Here is a 16584-nt window from a genome sequence, read left to right as displayed (position 1 = left end):
TTTCTGATTCTTCATTGACGGCAGCTCCTCTATGGACGGGCGGGTGCCTGACGTCTTGCCTACCGAGTAGCCTGATGCCGACCTACGCCCGCTCCCTGTTTGCCTGCCTAAAAACCCTGCAGGGGTTTGTCCTGGTGGCGATCCTCTCCGCTTCGCTGACGGTTTTCATCAGCGTCGCCCTTGTCTCCTCGCTGCTCTACGAAAACATCCTGGTGCGTCAGGCCGAACAGACCTCCGAGACCCTGGCCAGGCAGAGCTACAATGCAATGCTGCAGGTCATGCGCCAAGGATGGAGCCGGGAGCAAATGGAGGACTTCATCGAGGAGACCAAGCGCGCCCATGAAGGCTCCGGCTATCGCTTCGAGTTCTATCGCGGCGAGCGGGTATCGGAGCGCTACGGCTCCATTGATCAGCCACCCCTGGACATCGTCATTCGCTCCGCCCTGGCGTCGGGTGGCGAGCGGGTGTGGCGTGAAGACGGCATGGTACGGCGTATCATGCCGCTAGTGGCACGTTCGGAATGTCTCACCTGCCACCAGAACGCGGCGAGCGGCGACGTGCTCGGCATCATCGCTATTCAACATGACATGGCGCCGATCAGCCGCGAGGTGAGGCTCAACTACCTGGCGATGTTCCTGGTGGCCGGCCTGCTCATCTTATTGCTGGCGCTGGGCATGTCGAAGCTATTTGCCGACCGCATACAGGTCACGCTGCAGCAGTTCCGTCAGCGCCTGTCGGCGGTGAACTCCGTAGCCGATTTCCGTAAGCTCGACCTCAGTGATACCAGGGTGCGTTTTCACGAGCTGAGCGATGCCCTGGAGCAAATCAATGCGCTGGTGAGCAGGCTGCGCAACGTGGCGGTAGACAAGGACATCCTCGAGTTCGAAATCCGCCTGCTGAGCAAGTTCATCATTACTTCGGAAGTCGTGCGCGACTGGCGGGAGTTCATCAAGGAACTGCTGGCCGATATCAATACCATCATTCAGGCTCACACCCTGGTGACGATCTTCCAAGTGGAGGAAGAGGGTTACGAGCTGGAAATATTCTGGTATCGCGAAGTGGCACCCGAAACCAAGGCGACCTTCGAGGCGCTGCTGTCCCAGATGCTCGAGCGCAAGCACGAGGGGCAGCCCGGGGCCGCGATCATCAAGGTGTTCCACCATACCGTAATGTGCAGCGGCGAGGGCGAGCCAATGGCCGACCTCACGTCGGAGGATATCCGCCTGCAGACCAAGTCGCTTCTGCTGGAGGCGCCCAAGATCGGCGGTATAGTCGGCATCGGCGTGCAGTCCGACCTGGCGCAGGATCCGATCCGGCACATCGTTATCGACGGTATCCTGTCCACGCTGCTCAACCTGGTAGGCTCGGTCAAGGCAATCTACAAGTACACCCAGGATCTGGAGTTCTACGCCACCCGTGACCCGCTCACTAACCTGCACAATCAGCGTATCTTCAAGGACATGCTGGCCTACGAGGTGGGCCGGGCGACGCGTCATGAGGATCACTTCAGCCTGCTGATGCTCGACCTGGACAATTTCAAGACCGTCAACGACCGTCATGGTCACGCCTTTGGCGATCAGTTCCTGCATGCCGTGGCCGACACGCTCGCTCAGTCGGTACGCCCCGGCGACTTCCTGGCCCGTTACGGCGGCGACGAATTCACCGTGATCCTGCCCCAGACCGAGGAGCAGCAGGCCTACTCGGTGGCGCTGCGCATTGCCAGCAATCTCAGTAGTCAGGTGCTCACCGCTCCCGACGGCAGCAGCGTACGGGCGACGACTTCGATCGGCATTGCTAGCTATCCCAACCATGCCGGCAACCCTCACGACCTATTCCTGATGGCCGATAACATGATGTACAAGGCCAAGCGCAAGGGGAAGAACTGCGTCGCCTTGCCGGAGCAGGAAGAGGTGGCGGCGGTATTCAAGGAGATGGGCGAGAAGAACCAGATGGTGCTCAGCGCGCTGGAAGAGCAGCGCATTGTGCCTTACTTCCAGCCCATCGCCGACGTACGCACCGGTGAGGTGAATATCCATGAGCTGTTGATGCGCATTCAGCTCGACGACCGTCTGGTACCGGCCGGGGAATTCATCGATATCGCCGAAAGCATCGGCGTGATCCACAAGATGGACTATCAGCTGATCGAGAAGGCCTTCGCCCAGGTTCGCGAGCAAGGCTACGAAGGGATGTTGTTCGTCAACCTGTCACCCAAGTCGCTGATCATCGGAGAGTTCATTGGTCGTATTCATCAGCTGGCCATCGATTACGGCATCCTACCTGAGCGCATCGTCTTCGAGCTGACCGAGCGCGAGACGGTAAGCAATCTCAAACTGCTGGAAAAATTCGTGCTCGATCTCAAGCTCGAGGGCTTCAATTTCGCCATCGACGACTTCGGCTCGGGCTACTCTTCGTTCCGCTATCTCAAGCAGTTCCCCATCGACGTGATCAAGATCGAAGGCGAGTTCATTCGCAACATGCTCAGTGACGAGCAGTACATGGCCTTCGTCAAGAGTATCGTGACTCTGGCCCAGAGCCTGGGGGTGAGCACCATCGCCGAGTTCATCGAGAATGAAGACGTGCTGGCTGCCGTCGAGGCGCTCGGCATCGATTTCGGTCAGGGCTACCACCTGGGTCGGCCGGGGCCGAACTTCGTCAGCCGTCGGCAGGCGTTGCTCGAACAGGAGTGCTAGGGCTTCACGACTTTCCCTGGATCAGGTCACGGATGATGCGGCGGCCCGGATGCAAATGATCCACCAGCGGCCTCTCCAGTGGCAGCGGTTCGTCGCACAGGCGTGAGGCGATCAGCTCGGCGCACAGCGGGGCGCTGGCCAGGCCGCGTGAGCCGTGTGCGGCGCTTAGCCATAGCCCGGGGTGGTGGCGCCCGGGCACGTCCGCCACGCGAGTGGCGTCCTTGGCCAGGGCGGCATAGTCCTCGCGCCAGGCCCTGGCATCGGGCACCGGACCGCAGTAGGGCGATTTGTCGGGGCTCGCTGCACGTACGCCCATGCGGCCGGTGAGCCGTTCGGGCGACAGCTCGGCGCCGGCGTCGCGCAGTGCCGCGACGAAGTGCGGCAGTCCCCGCTCCAGCTCCGCCAGGTTGGCGGCGTGGTCGGCCTCGCGCTCGCTCATGTCGGTTTCGCCCGGAGCGAAGGTGGCACCGAAGTTGAGCACTCCATCCGCTGCTGGCGGCACGTAGCCCCCGGCGCACACCACCCGCCCCAAGGCAGGAGCGCCAGCGGGCAGCTTCAATTGGCTGACCTGGCCGCGTACCGGCTGCAAGGGCAGCGCCGAGGTCTGAGCGAATCTTGCGGCCTCGCTGGCGGTGGCGATCACCACCTGGTCGGCCACGATGCGCTCGCCGTCGGCCAGGGTCAGCGTCCAACCCGCTTCGCTTTCCACCAGAGCCACCACCTCACCGCGGCGGAAGCTGACGCCGGGCGTTGCGGCAAGCTTCACGCACAGCTCGAGCGGCCTGACCCAGGCGGCATGGGGATAGTCCAGCGCCGAGGTGTCGATGCGGATGCCGGCAGCAGCGCTTGCCGCTTCGGCGTCGAGCCCGCGCACCACGCTCTCCGGCAGCGGATGATTCTCCAGGAAGCGAGCCTGACGCATCTGCTCCTTCTCGCTCAGGGCCAACTGCAGCACGCCGCATGGGCGCCACACTGCTTGCTCGGGGTCGAGTTGGGCCAGCCAGCGTCGGCTGTGAAGCAGGCCGGCCAGATAGGCGCGGCTCTGCAGGTTGGTTTCCACGGCGAGCTTGACGTAGAGCGCCCCTTGCAGATGCGTCCTGCCCAGCTCGGCGCGGTCGAAGCGGTCGATCAGGGTGACGGCAACGCCGCGCCGCGCCAGGGCGGCGGCGGTACTGGCCCCGGCGATACCGGCACCGATCACCGCCACGTGACACGGCGGTGGCGCTGTCGGTGGACGGAACCACGGCGTGTGCGCGCGGCTCGCATCAGTGGGCGGCGAGGCGATCTCGCCGGCGAGCATCTCGCGCTTGCGCCCGAACCCCGGCACCTTGCGCCAGGCGAATCCGGCCGCCGCCAGCCCGCGCTTGACCACTCCGGCGCAGGTGAAGGTGGCAAAGGTCGCTCCCGGTCGCGAACAGGCGGCCATGGCGGTGAACAGCTCGGGGCGCCACATCTCCGGGTTCTTCGAGGGGGCGAAACCATCCAGAAACCAGGCATCCACTCCGCCTTCGAGCAGCGCCAGACGCTCGGCGGCATCGCCGAAGTGCAAATCGAGCGTCACCCTTTCGTCGAGCCACAGCCGATGGATGCCGGCTACGGGTTCGGGCCACTGGTGCACCAGCCGCTTGGCTTTTTCCGCCAGGTCCGGCCAGGCGACAAGCGCACGGGCCAGCTCGTCCTGAGTCAGCGGGTAGCGTTCGGTGGAGACCAGATGCAAGCGGGCTGCGGCCGGGGCGTGGGTCTCGAAGCAGGCCCAGGCGCAGAGCATGTTGAGTCCGGTACCGAAGCCTGTCTCGCCGATCACGAAGGGGCGCCGCGACTGCCAGGCTGCCAGACGTCGCGGCAGGTCGTTGCCCTGTACGAAGACATGCTCGGTTTCCGCCCGGCCGTCATGGCGCGTGAAATAGACGTCATCGAAGCGCGTCGAAAGCGGGGCGCTTTCGCCGGTATCGTCGCGCTGCCAGTCGAGGCAGGCACTCTCGAGGCCGGCCAACGGCGGCAGGGGGGCGTGGGGCAGGGACACGGATTACTCCAGCACGAGCTTTCCAGCACGAACAGGGCTGCTCAAAAAATGATCGAAGTTGCCGCGGCGGCACGGGGTGGCGCATCGCGCAAGCCATCCGCGGCGTTTCAACAGTGTTATCCACAGAAGCTGTGAGCAACATCCATGTGGATAACCGTCCCTCGGAGAGGGGCTTGCTGCTAGGGAAGCACCTTCTTGAACGGCTTGACGGTCACTTTGGCATAGACCCCGGCGATCATGTAGGGGTCGGCGTCGGCCCATGACTGAGCGGCCTCGAGACCATCGAACTCGGCCACCACCAGGCTGCCGCTGAAGCCGGCCTCGCCAGGGTTCTCGGCATCCACGGCGGGATGCGGGCCAGCCAGCACCAGGCGGCCTTCGTCGCGCAGCTTCTCCAGCCGGGCCAGATGGTCGGGGCGGGCAGCCAGGCGGCGCTCAAGGCTATTATTCACGTCTTCACTGATGATTGCGTACAGCATCGCAGCGTTTCCTCGGGCAAGGGCGGTATCACCGCGGACTCCAGCGTGCGTTGACCGGCTCTCGTCGGACGCGCACCATGGGCCATCATTCTGACAAAGTTGCCTGCCTGCGTCATGCCAATGCCCCGCCTGCCCGAGCGTTTCGACGGCGACCCCGGCCCCTTTGGGGTAGATCTGCACATGCACTCCACCGCGTCGGATGGTGCCCTGGCACCCAGCGACGTCGTCGCCCTGTGCGTCGAGCGCGGTATCTCGCTGATGGCGCTGACCGATCACGACACCGTGGCCGGGGTGGAGGAAGCCGCCGAGGCGGCTCGCCGACACGGTATGTGCCTGCTGCCGGCGTCGGAGTTTTCGACCCGCTGGCAGGGTATCTCCATACATGTGGTCGGCCTGCTGCCGAATGGCGTGCATGGGGCGCTCGCGGAAGCGCTGGAAGGCCAGGCCCAGGCGCGCGAGGCTCGCGCCGCCGTGATAGCCCAGCGCATGGAAAAGCTGGGGCTCGACAATGCGCTGGCCCGTGCCCGAGAGCAGGCCGGCCCCCACCGCCCGCTGGGACGGCCCGACTTTGCCCGGGCCCTGGTGGCGGCAGGCCTGGTGCCCGACATCGCCACGGCGTTTCGCAAGCACCTGGGCAGCGGCAAGGCGGGGGACGTCAAGGCCCACTGGCCGGCGCTGACCGAGGTGGTGGGCTGGATCGTTGCGGCGGGTGGCGTGGCGGTGTTGGCACACCCTCTGCGTTACGGCCTGACCCGGCGCAAGCGAGGGCTGCTGCTGGACGACCTGGTAGCTGCGGGGGGACAGGCCGCCGAGCTGGTCAACGGCTTTCAGAATCCCGATGTCACCCGCGACCTGGCGCGGCAGCTCGACGAGCGGGGCTTGTACGCCTCGCTGGGCAGCGACTTCCACTTTCCCGGCGGCTATCTGGCCCCGGGCAGCATGAGCCCCGTGCCGCGCACCGCGGTGCCGCCGGTGTGGACACACCCGCGGCTGACCGGCTTCGTTGCGATGGGCTGCGACGCGCCTGCCGCCGGCGCGCTATAGTGGCCAGCAAGAAACGTTAATGTCAGGAACACGAACATGAGTCTCTATCTTCAGATCCACCCGGAAAACCCGCAAAAGCGCCTGATCGATCAGGCAGTCCAGATCGTTCGTCAGGGCGGGGTGATCGCCTATCCCACCGACTCCGGCTATGCCCTGGGCTGCCATCTGGGCGACAAGAAAGCGATCGAGAAGATCAAGTGGCTGCGTTCACTGGACGACAAGCACAACTTCACCCTGATGTGCTCCGATCTCTCCGACATCGGCACCTACGCCAAGGTCGACAACAGCGTGTTTCGCCTGCTCAAGGCCAACACCCCGGGCGCCTACACCTTCATTCTGAATGCCACCTCCGAAGTGCCGCGCCTGCTGCTGCATCCCAAGCGTCGCTCCATCGGCGTGCGCGTTCCCGACCATCGCATCACCCATGCGCTGCTGGACGCGCTGGGCGAACCGCTGATGAGCGTGACGCTGATCCCGGTGGGCGAAGCGCTGCCGATGACCGATCCGGAAGAGATCCGCGACCGCTACGACGCCCACCTGGACCTGATCATCGACGGCGGCGCCTGCCACCTGGAACCCACCAGCGTTATCGATTTGCGCGAGCTGCCGCCGACCATCGTGCGCGAAGGGCGTGGCGATCTGGCGCCGTTCGGCGTCTGAGCGTCACCACTCCCGGCGTCAGCGAGCCTGCCCGTGCTTTTTCTTGGAAGCGCCGGGGTCGGGGGTTTCCTCATCCAGCCAGGTGCCACACTTGAGGCAGTAGAGCGCGCGCTTCTCATGGCGGTCGTGACCGCAGCCGGGACAGGCCTGGTCGGAGTAACGGTCGGAGCGAATCGAGCGGATCACCTCGGCCGAGAACACCCCGGTGGGTACGGCGATGATCGAGTAGCCGATCAGCATGACCAGCGTCGAGATCGCCTGGCCCAGCGGCGTGATGGGCACGATATCGCCGTACCCCACCGTGGTCAGGGTCACGATGGCCCAGTACACCGCGATGGGAATGCTGGTGAAGCCGGCTTCGGCAGGCTCGATCATGTAGACCAGCGCGGCGAATAGCGTGACCAGCAGGAAGACCGTGAACAGAAACAGAAAGATCTGATGCCAGCTGTTCTTGAGAGCCTCCACCAGCAGCCGCCCCTCACCGACGAATTGCATCAGGCGCAGTACGCGGAAGATGCGCAGCACGCGCAGCAAGCGCACGATCACCAGGGTCTGGGTGCCGGGTATCAGCAGCATCAGCCAGGTGGGCAGAATGGCCACGATGTCGATGATGCCGTAGAAGCTGCGCAGATAGCGCATCGGCTTGTCGAGGATGTAGATGCGTATCGCAAGTTCGAGGGTGAAGGCGAGAGTAAAGCCCCATTCGATCCAGTAGAACCACTCACCATAGGCCGTGCCGAAGCGTTCGACGGTAGCCAGCATCACTACCAGCACGCTGGCAAGGATCATCAGGATCAGAACGATATCGAAGCCCTTGGCCAGCGGCGTATCCGATTCGAAGATGATCTGGAACAGGCGCGTGCGTACGCCCTCGTCGGCTGGCCCGAATGGCTCGGTCATTTCGTCTCTCCCTGTACTATCGGCCGACTTCCTCATGCTGCCAGGCGGTGCGCCAGGCGCAGCGCCGTACGCCCGAAGTTCACGCTAAGCCAGTCGGGCCGTTCCAGCATGGCGGCCAAGCTGCCGGCTTCACCATGGCTCTGGGCGTCGAGTTCGAGCAGCGTCTCCCTCGCCGTTGCCCGCCAGTCATCCTCGCCGGTATCGGTCAAGGCGTCCAATGCCAGCAAGGCGCGGTGCAGTCGTTGCGTGTCACGCTGGCCTTGCGGCAACGTCCAGCCTTGGGTGAGTAGAGCGCTGCCGCGCGCGGCCTTGCTCGCCTCGGCGGGACGCAGCGGAACGGTTTCGGCCAGGGCAAGCGCCAAGCGCCAAAGTGCCTGCGGGTCGCCGTCCTTGAGCTCCAGCTCCAGCTCGCGAATAGGCACCCGCCGACCGGCAGCACGTATTTCGCCCTGATCCAGCGCCACCTCGATGGTGGCGTCGGCCAGCTCCAGACACCACAGGCGGCGCTCGAAGTCGGTGGTGAAGCGTGGCTCGAGCCGTTGCAGCACCCCAGCGCCAAGCTCGGCGCAGGGCGGCAGTTCGGCCAGGCCGGCCAGATCGAGTGCATCACCCGCCACCGGCCATTCCCACTCATGCCTGCGGCTGAATCCGCCGCTACCCTCGCCGCTGGTCTTCAGCGTCTGTACCCAGCTGTCGTTGCAGCGTCGCAGGCGCAGCGCCATGCGTGCGGCCTCGAGCTCGCCCTGGCGGGTATCGTAGTAGGTATTGGCCAGGCGCTGGGCGGCGTCCACCCCATTGCGCAGCAGCGGGTGCTGCAACAGCAGCTGCGGCCCGGTTTCGCCCAGCGCCAATTTCATCTCGATCTCGTGGCTCATGCGAGTCCTGTCTATAACGTTGCGCGAATATTTCCATGACGTGACAGGGTGCCATTCTTTATACTGGCGCCGCCATTTCACAAGCGCATCTTACGCCATGGTCAAACCCAACCCGTTTTCGGCCATGTTCGGCCGCTCGCCGTTTCAGCCACTGCTGGCCCATATCGCCAAGGCCAACGAGTGTGCCGACCAGCTGCTGCCCTTCTTCGAAGCCACCCTCACGGGGGACTGGGAAGAGGCCGCCAAGGTCCGCGAGATCATCACGCAGCTGGAGCACGAGGCCGACAACCTCAAGACCGAGCTTCGCCTCAACCTGCCCAACACCATGTTCCTGCCCGTTTCCCGCACCGATCTGCTCGATCTGATCACGGTACAGGACAAGATAGCCAACAAGGTGCGTGACATTACCGGCATCATGCTGGGGCGTCGCATGCAGGTTCCCACCGAGCTGGCTCAGCCGATGCGCGACTACATGGGCACCGCCGTGGCCTGTGTCGCCCAGGCGCGCCAGGCGCTCGAAGAACTTCAGGATCTTCTCGAGTCGGGCTTCGGCCGCCATGCATCCGACGTCATGCTCAACATGATTCGCGAGCTGCACATCCTCGAGCAGCAGGCCGATCACCAGCAGATCGCCATCCGTCGCCTGCTCTTCGATCTCGAAGATCGGCTCAAGCCGGTGGATGTGGTCTTCCTCTACAAGATCATCGATTGGGTCGGAGAGCTTTCCGACCGTGCCGAGCGCGTCGGCAGCCGCCTGCAGATACTCACTGCCCGCTAGGATACCGCCGGCGATCCCGGCACGGTGTTCCACTCTTCCGACAGCCACATAGGAACCAACCCCTATGTCGATCATTGCGCAGCATGGTGAAATCTTCATCATCCTGGCCTGCCTTTTCGGCTTTTTCATGGCCTGGGGCGTCGGCGCCAACGATGTCGCCAACGCCATGGGCACCTCGGTGGGCTCCAAGGCCATCACCATCAAGCAGGCGATCATCATCGCCGTGATCTTCGAATTCCTCGGCGCCTGGCTGGCCGGTGGCGAGGTCACCGCGACCATACGCGGTGGCATCGTCGACCCGGTACTGCTTCAGGCCAACCCGGAACTGCTCGTCTACGGCATGCTCTCGGCGCTGCTGGCCGCCGCCCTGTGGTTGATGATCGCCTCGGCCAAGGGCTGGCCGGTTTCCACCACCCACTCCATCGTCGGGGCCATCGTCGGCTTCGGTGCGGTGGGGCTGGGCATGGAAGCGGTGGCATGGAATCGCGTCGGCACCATCGCCTCGAGCTGGGTCGTTTCGCCGCTGCTGGCGGGCGCCATCGCCTTTTTACTGTTCAAATCGGTGCAGTACCTGATCTTCGAGGCCAAGGACCCCTTCGCCGCGGCCAAGCGTACCGTGCCGTTCTACATCTTCCTGGTCGGCTTCATCGTCTCCATGGTGACCCTGACCAAGGGGCTGACCCATGTCGGGCTCGACTTCACCTTCGGCCAGAGTCTCCTGCTCTCCGTGCTGCTGGGCATCGGCATCATGGGCATCGGCATCGTCATGGAGAACCGCGTCAAGCACGAGCAGCGTATCGGCGACAGCTTCGGCTACGGCAACGTCGAGCGCGTCTTCGGCGTACTGATGATCTTCACCGCTTGCGCCATGGCCTTTGCCCATGGCTCCAACGACGTGGCCAACGCCGTCGGCCCCCTGGCAGCGGTAATCAGCGTGGTACGCAGCGAAGGCATGATCGATACCGCAGCCCTGGTGCCCTGGTGGGTGCTGGTGCTGGGTGGCGGCGGCATCGTGGTGGGCCTGGTCACCTATGGCCACAAGGTGATTGCCACCGTGGGCACCGGCATCACCGAGCTGACCCCCAGCCGCGGCTTCGCCGCCACGCTGGCGGCCGCCACCACCGTGGTGCTGGCCTCGGGTACGGGGCTGCCGATCTCGACCACCCACACCCTGGTGGGGGCGGTGCTCGGCGTGGGCCTGGCCCGCGGCATGGCGGCGCTAAACCTGCGTGTCATCGGCACCATCGTGATGTCGTGGCTGATCACCCTGCCGGCCGGTGCGGGGCTGGCGATCATGTTCTTCTTCACCTTCAAGTGGATCTTCGGTTGAAGCGCTGACTTGGCAGAGCCTGCCACGAGTTGGGCCGACAGCGGCGACACCCAAGTGGTGCCGCCGTTTTCGTCGCTCTGATATAGTCGAAACCGATAGTCTCCCCTTCCACCTGCTGCCGGAGAGCGGCCTTGGATACTCGTTTCCCCTTCGTCGACTGGTTCCGTAACTCTTCCCCCTATATCAATGCGCATCGGGGCCGAACCTTCGTGATCCTGATCGAGGGTGAAGCCATGGCGCGAGGCCGAGGCGAGCAGCTGATCCAGGATCTGGCGCTGCTGCATACCCTCGGGGTGCGGCTGGTGGTGGTATTCGGCATTCGTCCCCAGGTGGAGCAGGCGCTGAACGAGGCCGGCATCGAGCCTCAGCGCCACGAAGGGCGCTGGGTCGCCGACGAGGCGATCATGGCCTGCGTCGAACGGGTCGCCGCCGAGCAGCGCCTGTGGCTGGAGGCGCGGCTGTCGCTGGGCCTGCCCAACACGCCGCTGCACGGCGTGGAGCTCACCGCGGTGTCGGGCAACCTGGTAATGGCCAAGCCGTTGGGCGTGCGCAATGGGGTCGATTACGATCACAGCGGCGAGGTGCGCCGGCTGCGTGTCTCGGCGGTACAGGGGCTGCTCGATCGCGGCTCACTGGTACTGCTGCCGCCGCTGGGCTTTTCCAGCACCGGCGAGGTGTTCGACCTGGATGCCTCCGAGGTGGCCCAGCATGCGGCCATGGCGCTGGCCGCCGACAAGCTGATCCTGATGGGCGAGGCGCCCGGGCTCTACGACGAGAACGGCGCCATGCAGCGTCAGCTGAGCCCCGACGAGGCCGAGCCGTTGCTGAGCCACGCCGAGCCGGGCAGCGAGCAGGCGCGCCATATCGCTGCCGCCTGCGCCGCCGCTCGCCACGGCGTGGCCCGTACGCACCTGCTCTCCTGGCAGGATCACGATGCCCTGCTCGGTGAACTCTTCACCCGGGACGGTGTGGGTACCATGATCACCCGGCACCGCTACGAGCAGCTGCGCCCGGCCGAACTCGGCGATATCGGCGGCCTATTGGAGCTGCTCGAACCGCTGGAGCGTCGTGGCATGCTGGTCCCGCGTTCGCGGGAGCGCCTGGAGTACGAGATCGACGACTACCTGGTGATCGAACGCGACGGCATGATCATCGGCTGCGCCGCGCTGCACCGCTTTGCCGACGCCGACATGGGAGAGCTGGCATGCCTGGCCATCCATGTGGGCTACCGCGGCGGGGCTCGCGGCTCGCTGCTGCTGTCGGGGATCGAACGGCGAGCCAAGCGGCTAGGGCTGGCGTCGCTGTTCGTGCTGACCACCCATACCGCACACTGGTTCGTCGAGCATGGCTTTCGGCCCTCGGACATCGAGTCGCTGCCCACGCTCAAGCGCGATACCTACAACCACGCCCGCAAGTCGAAGATACTCGTGAAGTCGCTGGCATGACCCCCCACCAGCCGCCGCCGGGAGTGCTCTCTCGGCGGCGGCTGTCGCTTTGAGGCAACGGGTTCTTACTTCTTGTCTCAAAAAGGCAACATCGTATCCATATGTTTTTTAATGAAAAACGAGCCGGCTCAATATTGGTGTCTCCGAATGGTGACGAAATATGGGTTCAAGAGAGCCGTTTCGCCTGCCGTCTTCTGCATAAAGTCACCGTGCCAGCTTTGTGTTAAATTTAAGCTATTGATATATATATAAAATATCGATTATTGGCACGCTACTGGCAATACATAGGGTGAGCAACGAAGAAGTGATTCAAACGGCTCGAATCACTTCGGATCGTCGAGAGGCTCGGGGAAACACCACCCCCCCATGCCCTGTGCTACCCGGGCATTCACGACGATCGGCGTTCGCTCCGCGATGTGTAACTTAGGTTGCGATGAGACGGGTACCGCCGATAGGCATGGAAGGGTACCAAAAGGGCAAGGATGCCCAGGCAAGGATGCCTCATCCCCCTCGGGGGATCGAATTACGGGTCAGCGCTGACGGTACTTCGTCGCGGTGGCGCCACAGATCGAAGCAGAGCGGTTCGCCGCTCGCCTGTATCGATGCCCCTGGTGGCGATGAGTCGGTATTAGGGCTTCGGGACCTTCGGGTCCGTCGAAAGTATGGACATGGTTCGACCAGGCGATCGATGCCTATATTTTCACCCCTTCAGTTCCCTGCGTACTTGGGCCGGCACTTGCCGGCCTCTTTTTTTCCGCAGCGATAACGATTGGAAGCATTAGTCAGGCGCGTAACTCTGTTATCCTTCAGGAACGTACCATGCTGGTTCCATACCCTCTCCTGAATAGAACATTGGTCATGACCAAACGGGTCTCGCGCCGCTGGCGTCCACGCTCATTGCTGCAGCTCGTACTATTGGCGTTCCTGGTGGTAATGCTGCCGCTGGGAGTGCTCATGTACCAGGCCGGTCAAGCCTTGTCTGAACTTTCTCATCTGGCGGACATGAGTGCGCGTCAGGCGGTCGAAGAGAGCCGGCGCTCCCGGGTACTCAGCAATCTGGCCGTCGAGATGGAGCGCAGTGCCCGTCAGTATGCCGTGCTGGAGCAGGAGAGCCTGCTCGAACTCTACGCCGAACGCCATTCCGAATTCCGCGAACTGCTGGCCCAGCAGCGGCGCTTCCTGCCCGGCGACCCGGACGTGCTGGCGCTGGAGGAGCAGCTTCTCTTGCTCTCGCAGCTCCCCGAGCTGGAAGCCGAGTCGATGGAGGTCTGGCTCTCGCTGTTCGTTCCCTTCGCAGAACATACCGAAGCCATGCGCCGTGCCACCAACCGCCAGATCGATGCCAGCATCGAGCTGATCAGCGCTCGTGCCGAGGCGGTACAGTCGCGCCTGTGGCTGCAGACCACGGCGCTGGTATCGGCCAGTTTGCTGCTCATTCTGCTGTTCAGCTGGCTGATCATCCGTCCGGTACGCCAGCTGGAGCGGCGTATTCTCAGTATCGGCAGTGGGGTGGAGACCAACGACCGCGACACCATTCAGGGCCCCGCCGAGCTGGTCCAACTGGGCGACCGGCTCGACTGGCTGTCGACCCGGCTCAGCGATCTCGAGGCGCAGAAGCAGCAGTTCCTACGCCACATGTCCCATGAGCTGAAGACGCCCCTGGCCAGCGTGCGTGAAGGCTCGGCGCTGCTGGCCGACGGCGTGGCCGGTGAGATGACTCCTCGTCAGCGCGAGATCCTGACCCTGATCGATGCCAGCGGCAGCGAGCTGCAGCGGCTGATCGAACAGCTGCTGGACTACAACCTGTTGCAGCACAACCAGCGCATCACCCTCGAGCGGGTGGACCTTGCTACGCTGGTCAAGACCACCCTGTCCAAGCATCGGCTGGCGCTGGAGCACAAGGGCATGCGGGTTACCGCCTTCGACGGCCCGCTGGAGTGGGTGGTGGACCACACTGCGGTAGGCCGCATTCTCGACAACCTGGTCTCCAATGCCATCGCCTACGGAGAGGATGGCGGCGACCTGCTGATCCGTGCCCATGCCGGACGCGACCATCTGATTCTCGACGTGGCCAACACCGGCGAGCCGATTGCCGAGAACGACCGGCCACTGCTGTTCGAACCCTTCTACCAGGGCCGCTCGCGGCGCAAGGGGCCGCTCAAGGGGTCGGGTATCGGGCTTTCGGTGGCATCCGATTGCGCACGCATTCAGAGCGGCGCCCTGGCGCTGGTCGAGGACAGGGAGTTTGACGTATGTTTCCGCCTAACCCTGCCGCGACAGGTGGTCCCTTTGACAGAACAGCAAGCACAACAAAAAACGGAGCCCGTAGCAGTGGGCATAAGCGCAAGGAGCGAGGAACGATGAAGGTGAAGTTGACACTCTGTGTCGGTGGCTTGGCACTGGCGCTCAGCGGCTGCCAGTACCTGCCCGAACATGGCCTTGCCGAGCCGGAGGAAGAGATACCGACCACGGTTGGCTGTGAAGAGGGAGAGCCCACGTTCGACGATGAAGCCTGCCTGCTGCCCAACTGGGTGGCGTTCGGGCTGGCCTCGCAGCGTGGCGATGGCGAGTGGCGTCGCCAGGCCCTGGCCGAGATCGAGGCGGCCCATGGCCGCAGCGAGGCCGAGCGGGAGCTGGCGCGGGCCGTGGCCCTGGCCTGGGGCAGCGAGCGCGAATGGCGCGAGGCGACGGAGCTCTACCAGACGCATACCCAAGCCGCGCCGGAAGACCTCCAGCCGCTGCTGCGCTACTGGCGCAACGAGCTGGAAGGGCGGCGCTCATTGTCGGGCCAGGCAGGCAATGCACGTGCCCAGGTGGCCAACCTGCAGCGCGAGAACAGCGAACTTGCCGAGAAGCTCGAGGCGCTGACCGCCATCGAGCAGAACATGAACTTGAGACAGCAGTCGCCCTGAGCGATAGCAGAGCGATAGGGAGAACAGACGTGATGGAAGCGGCCCGATTGTCCGATACACGCAAGAGTGAGGCGCGCAGGTCGACGACACGTTCGTCGGCCAAGTCAGCCAACGCCCACGTTTTGCTGGTGGATGACGACGTCAGCCTGTTGCGTTTGCTGGGCATGCGCCTGGAAAGCCGTGGCTATCGAGTGACCACCGCAGAAAGCGGCGCCGAGGCACTGCGCAAGCTGGACGCGGAGCGCCCCGACATCGTGCTCTCCGACCTGCGCATGGACGAAATGGATGGCATGGCGCTGTTCCAGGCGATCCAGCGTGAAGTGCCCGGGCTGCCGGTCATCATCCTGACCGCCCACGGCTCCATTCCCGACGCCGTGAACGCCACCCAGCAGGGCGTGTTCAGCTTCCTGACCAAGCCGGTGGACCGCGACGAGTTGTTCAGCGCTCTCGACGAAGCGCTGGCGCACATGCCCACCGGCGGCAACGCCGAGAGCGACGCCTGGCGGGCCAGCATCATCACGCGTAGTCCGGAAATGGAGCGGGTGCTGGAGCAGGCGCGCATGGTGGCCTCTTCCGATGTCAGCGTACTGATCACCGGCCCCTCCGGCTCGGGCAAGGAGCTGCTGTCACGGGCGATACACGATGCCAGCCCGCGGGCCAACAAGCCGTTCGTGGCGATCAACTGCGGTGCGCTGCCCGAACAGCTGCTGGAAAGCGAACTGTTCGGCCACGCCAAGGGTGCCTTCACCGGGGCGGTGAGCGACCATAAAGGGCTATTCCAGGCCGCCGAGGGCGGCACGCTGTTTCTCGACGAGATCGGCGACATGCCGTTGCCGCTGCAGGTAAAGCTGCTGCGCGCCCTGCAGGAGCGTCAGATCCGCCCGTTGGGCTCGACCCAGTCGCTGCCGGTCAACGTGCGCATTCTCTCCGCCACGCACCGTGACCTTAGCCAGGCCATGCACCAGGGCGAGTTCCGTGAGGATTTCTTCTACCGCCTCAACGTGGTCAACCTGAAGCTGCCGGCACTCAAGGACCGCGCCGAAGACGTGCCGCTGCTGGCGCGCCATCTGGTGGCTCAAGCGGCAGAGCGGCATAAGCCGTTCGTGAAAGGGTTCTCCCCGGAAGCGCTCAACCTGCTGGCCACCTGCGCCTGGCCGGGCAACGTGCGTCAGCTGGTCAACGTGGTGGAGCAGTGCGTGGCGCTGACGCGCTCGCCGATGATTCCCGAAGCGCTGGTGGCCCAGGCGCTGGCGGCAGAGGACAGCGCGCTGCCGACCTTCAACGACGCTCGCGCCTGCTTCGAGCGCAGCTATCTGGTCAAGGTACTCAAGATTACCGAAGGCAACGTGACCCAGGCGTCGCGTATCGCCGGGCGCAACCGCACCGACTTCTACAAGCTGCTGGCCCGCCACGAGCTGGAGCCGAGCACCTTCAAGGCCGACTGACGG

13 protein-coding genes are annotated in these 16584 nt (G+C 64.3%); 9 read left to right on the top strand and 4 right to left on the bottom strand.

The window, feature by feature from the left end; all coding sequences use genetic code 11:
* The first annotated feature begins 74 nt into the window (after window positions 1-74).
* Window positions 75-2690 (top strand): putative bifunctional diguanylate cyclase/phosphodiesterase, encoded by a 2616-nt coding sequence (locus AC2VNO_RS07005; RefSeq protein WP_486933467.1) that lies wholly within the window; start codon window positions 75-77, stop codon window positions 2688-2690.
* A gap of 4 nt (window positions 2691-2694) precedes the next feature.
* Here the strand turns inward: AC2VNO_RS07005 and mnmC are convergent, their stop codons facing one another.
* Entirely contained in the window at window positions 2695-4713 is a 2019-nt protein-coding gene (gene mnmC, locus AC2VNO_RS07000; protein ID WP_486933466.1) for a bifunctional tRNA (5-methylaminomethyl-2-thiouridine)(34)-methyltransferase MnmC2/FAD-dependent 5-carboxymethylaminomethyl-2-thiouridine(34) oxidoreductase MnmC1, read from the bottom strand.
* 179 nt (window positions 4714-4892) lie between these two features.
* Window positions 4893-5192, bottom strand: a complete 300-nt coding sequence (locus tag AC2VNO_RS06995) for a YciI family protein (protein WP_486933465.1) — start codon at window positions 5190-5192, stop codon at window positions 4893-4895.
* A gap of 114 nt (window positions 5193-5306) precedes the next feature.
* Here AC2VNO_RS06995 and AC2VNO_RS06990 point away from each other — a divergent pair, with 114 nt between their 5' ends.
* Together AC2VNO_RS06990 and AC2VNO_RS06985 are read left to right on the top strand one after the other, a co-directional pair.
* Window positions 5307-6236, top strand: a complete 930-nt coding sequence (locus tag AC2VNO_RS06990; RefSeq protein WP_486933464.1) for a PHP domain-containing protein — start codon at window positions 5307-5309, stop codon at window positions 6234-6236.
* 36 nt (window positions 6237-6272) lie between these two features.
* Window positions 6273-6896, top strand: coding sequence for an L-threonylcarbamoyladenylate synthase (locus AC2VNO_RS06985; RefSeq protein WP_486933463.1), 624 nt, complete (start codon window positions 6273-6275; stop codon window positions 6894-6896).
* Between the two features lie 18 nt (window positions 6897-6914).
* On the opposite strand, the gene AC2VNO_RS06980 is transcribed toward AC2VNO_RS06985, so the two are convergent.
* Both AC2VNO_RS06980 and AC2VNO_RS06975 read right to left on the bottom strand, forming a co-directional pair.
* Window positions 6915-7796 carry an ion transporter gene (locus AC2VNO_RS06980; protein WP_486933462.1) on the bottom strand — a complete coding sequence of 294 codons (882 nt, stop codon included), beginning with the start codon at window positions 7794-7796 and terminating at the stop codon, window positions 6915-6917.
* 32 nt (window positions 7797-7828) lie between these two features.
* Window positions 7829-8671 (bottom strand): CYTH domain-containing protein, encoded by an 843-nt coding sequence (locus AC2VNO_RS06975; protein ID WP_486933461.1) that lies wholly within the window; start codon window positions 8669-8671, stop codon window positions 7829-7831.
* Between the two features lie 97 nt (window positions 8672-8768).
* Here AC2VNO_RS06975 and AC2VNO_RS06970 point away from each other — a divergent pair, with 97 nt between their 5' ends.
* The 6 genes from AC2VNO_RS06970 to glrR all read left to right on the top strand — a co-directional run bounded on the left by AC2VNO_RS06970 (window position 8769) and on the right by glrR (window position 16581).
* Window positions 8769-9449: a TIGR00153 family protein gene (locus AC2VNO_RS06970; RefSeq protein WP_486933460.1), complete on the top strand. Its 681-nt coding sequence runs from the start codon at window positions 8769-8771 to the stop codon at window positions 9447-9449.
* A 64-nt stretch (window positions 9450-9513) separates the two neighbouring features.
* Window positions 9514-10779 (top strand): inorganic phosphate transporter, encoded by a 1266-nt coding sequence (locus tag AC2VNO_RS06965; protein ID WP_486933459.1) that lies wholly within the window; start codon window positions 9514-9516, stop codon window positions 10777-10779.
* A 131-nt stretch (window positions 10780-10910) separates the two neighbouring features.
* Window positions 10911-12224: an amino-acid N-acetyltransferase gene (gene argA / locus AC2VNO_RS06960; protein WP_486933458.1), complete on the top strand. Its 1314-nt coding sequence runs from the start codon at window positions 10911-10913 to the stop codon at window positions 12222-12224.
* An 858-nt stretch (window positions 12225-13082) separates the two neighbouring features.
* Complete coding sequence (locus tag AC2VNO_RS06955; RefSeq protein ID WP_486933457.1) at window positions 13083-14588, top strand: sensor histidine kinase; 1506 nt, start codon at window positions 13083-13085, stop codon at window positions 14586-14588.
* Entirely contained in the window at window positions 14585-15136 is a 552-nt protein-coding gene (locus AC2VNO_RS06950; protein WP_486933456.1) for a hypothetical protein, read from the top strand. The genes AC2VNO_RS06955 and AC2VNO_RS06950 overlap by 4 nt, the downstream gene beginning before the upstream one ends.
* A 32-nt stretch (window positions 15137-15168) precedes the next feature.
* On the top strand, window positions 15169-16581 hold the full coding sequence (gene glrR, locus AC2VNO_RS06945) for a two-component system response regulator GlrR (RefSeq protein WP_486933507.1): 1413 nt from the start codon (window positions 15169-15171) through the stop codon (window positions 16579-16581).
* The last annotated feature ends 3 nt before the right edge of the window (window positions 16582-16584 follow it).

The organism is Halomonas sp. TH-94, from assembly GCF_057473365.1.
The sequence above is the reverse complement of the archived record's forward strand: the minus strand, read 5'-3'. Positions and strand labels throughout refer to the sequence as shown.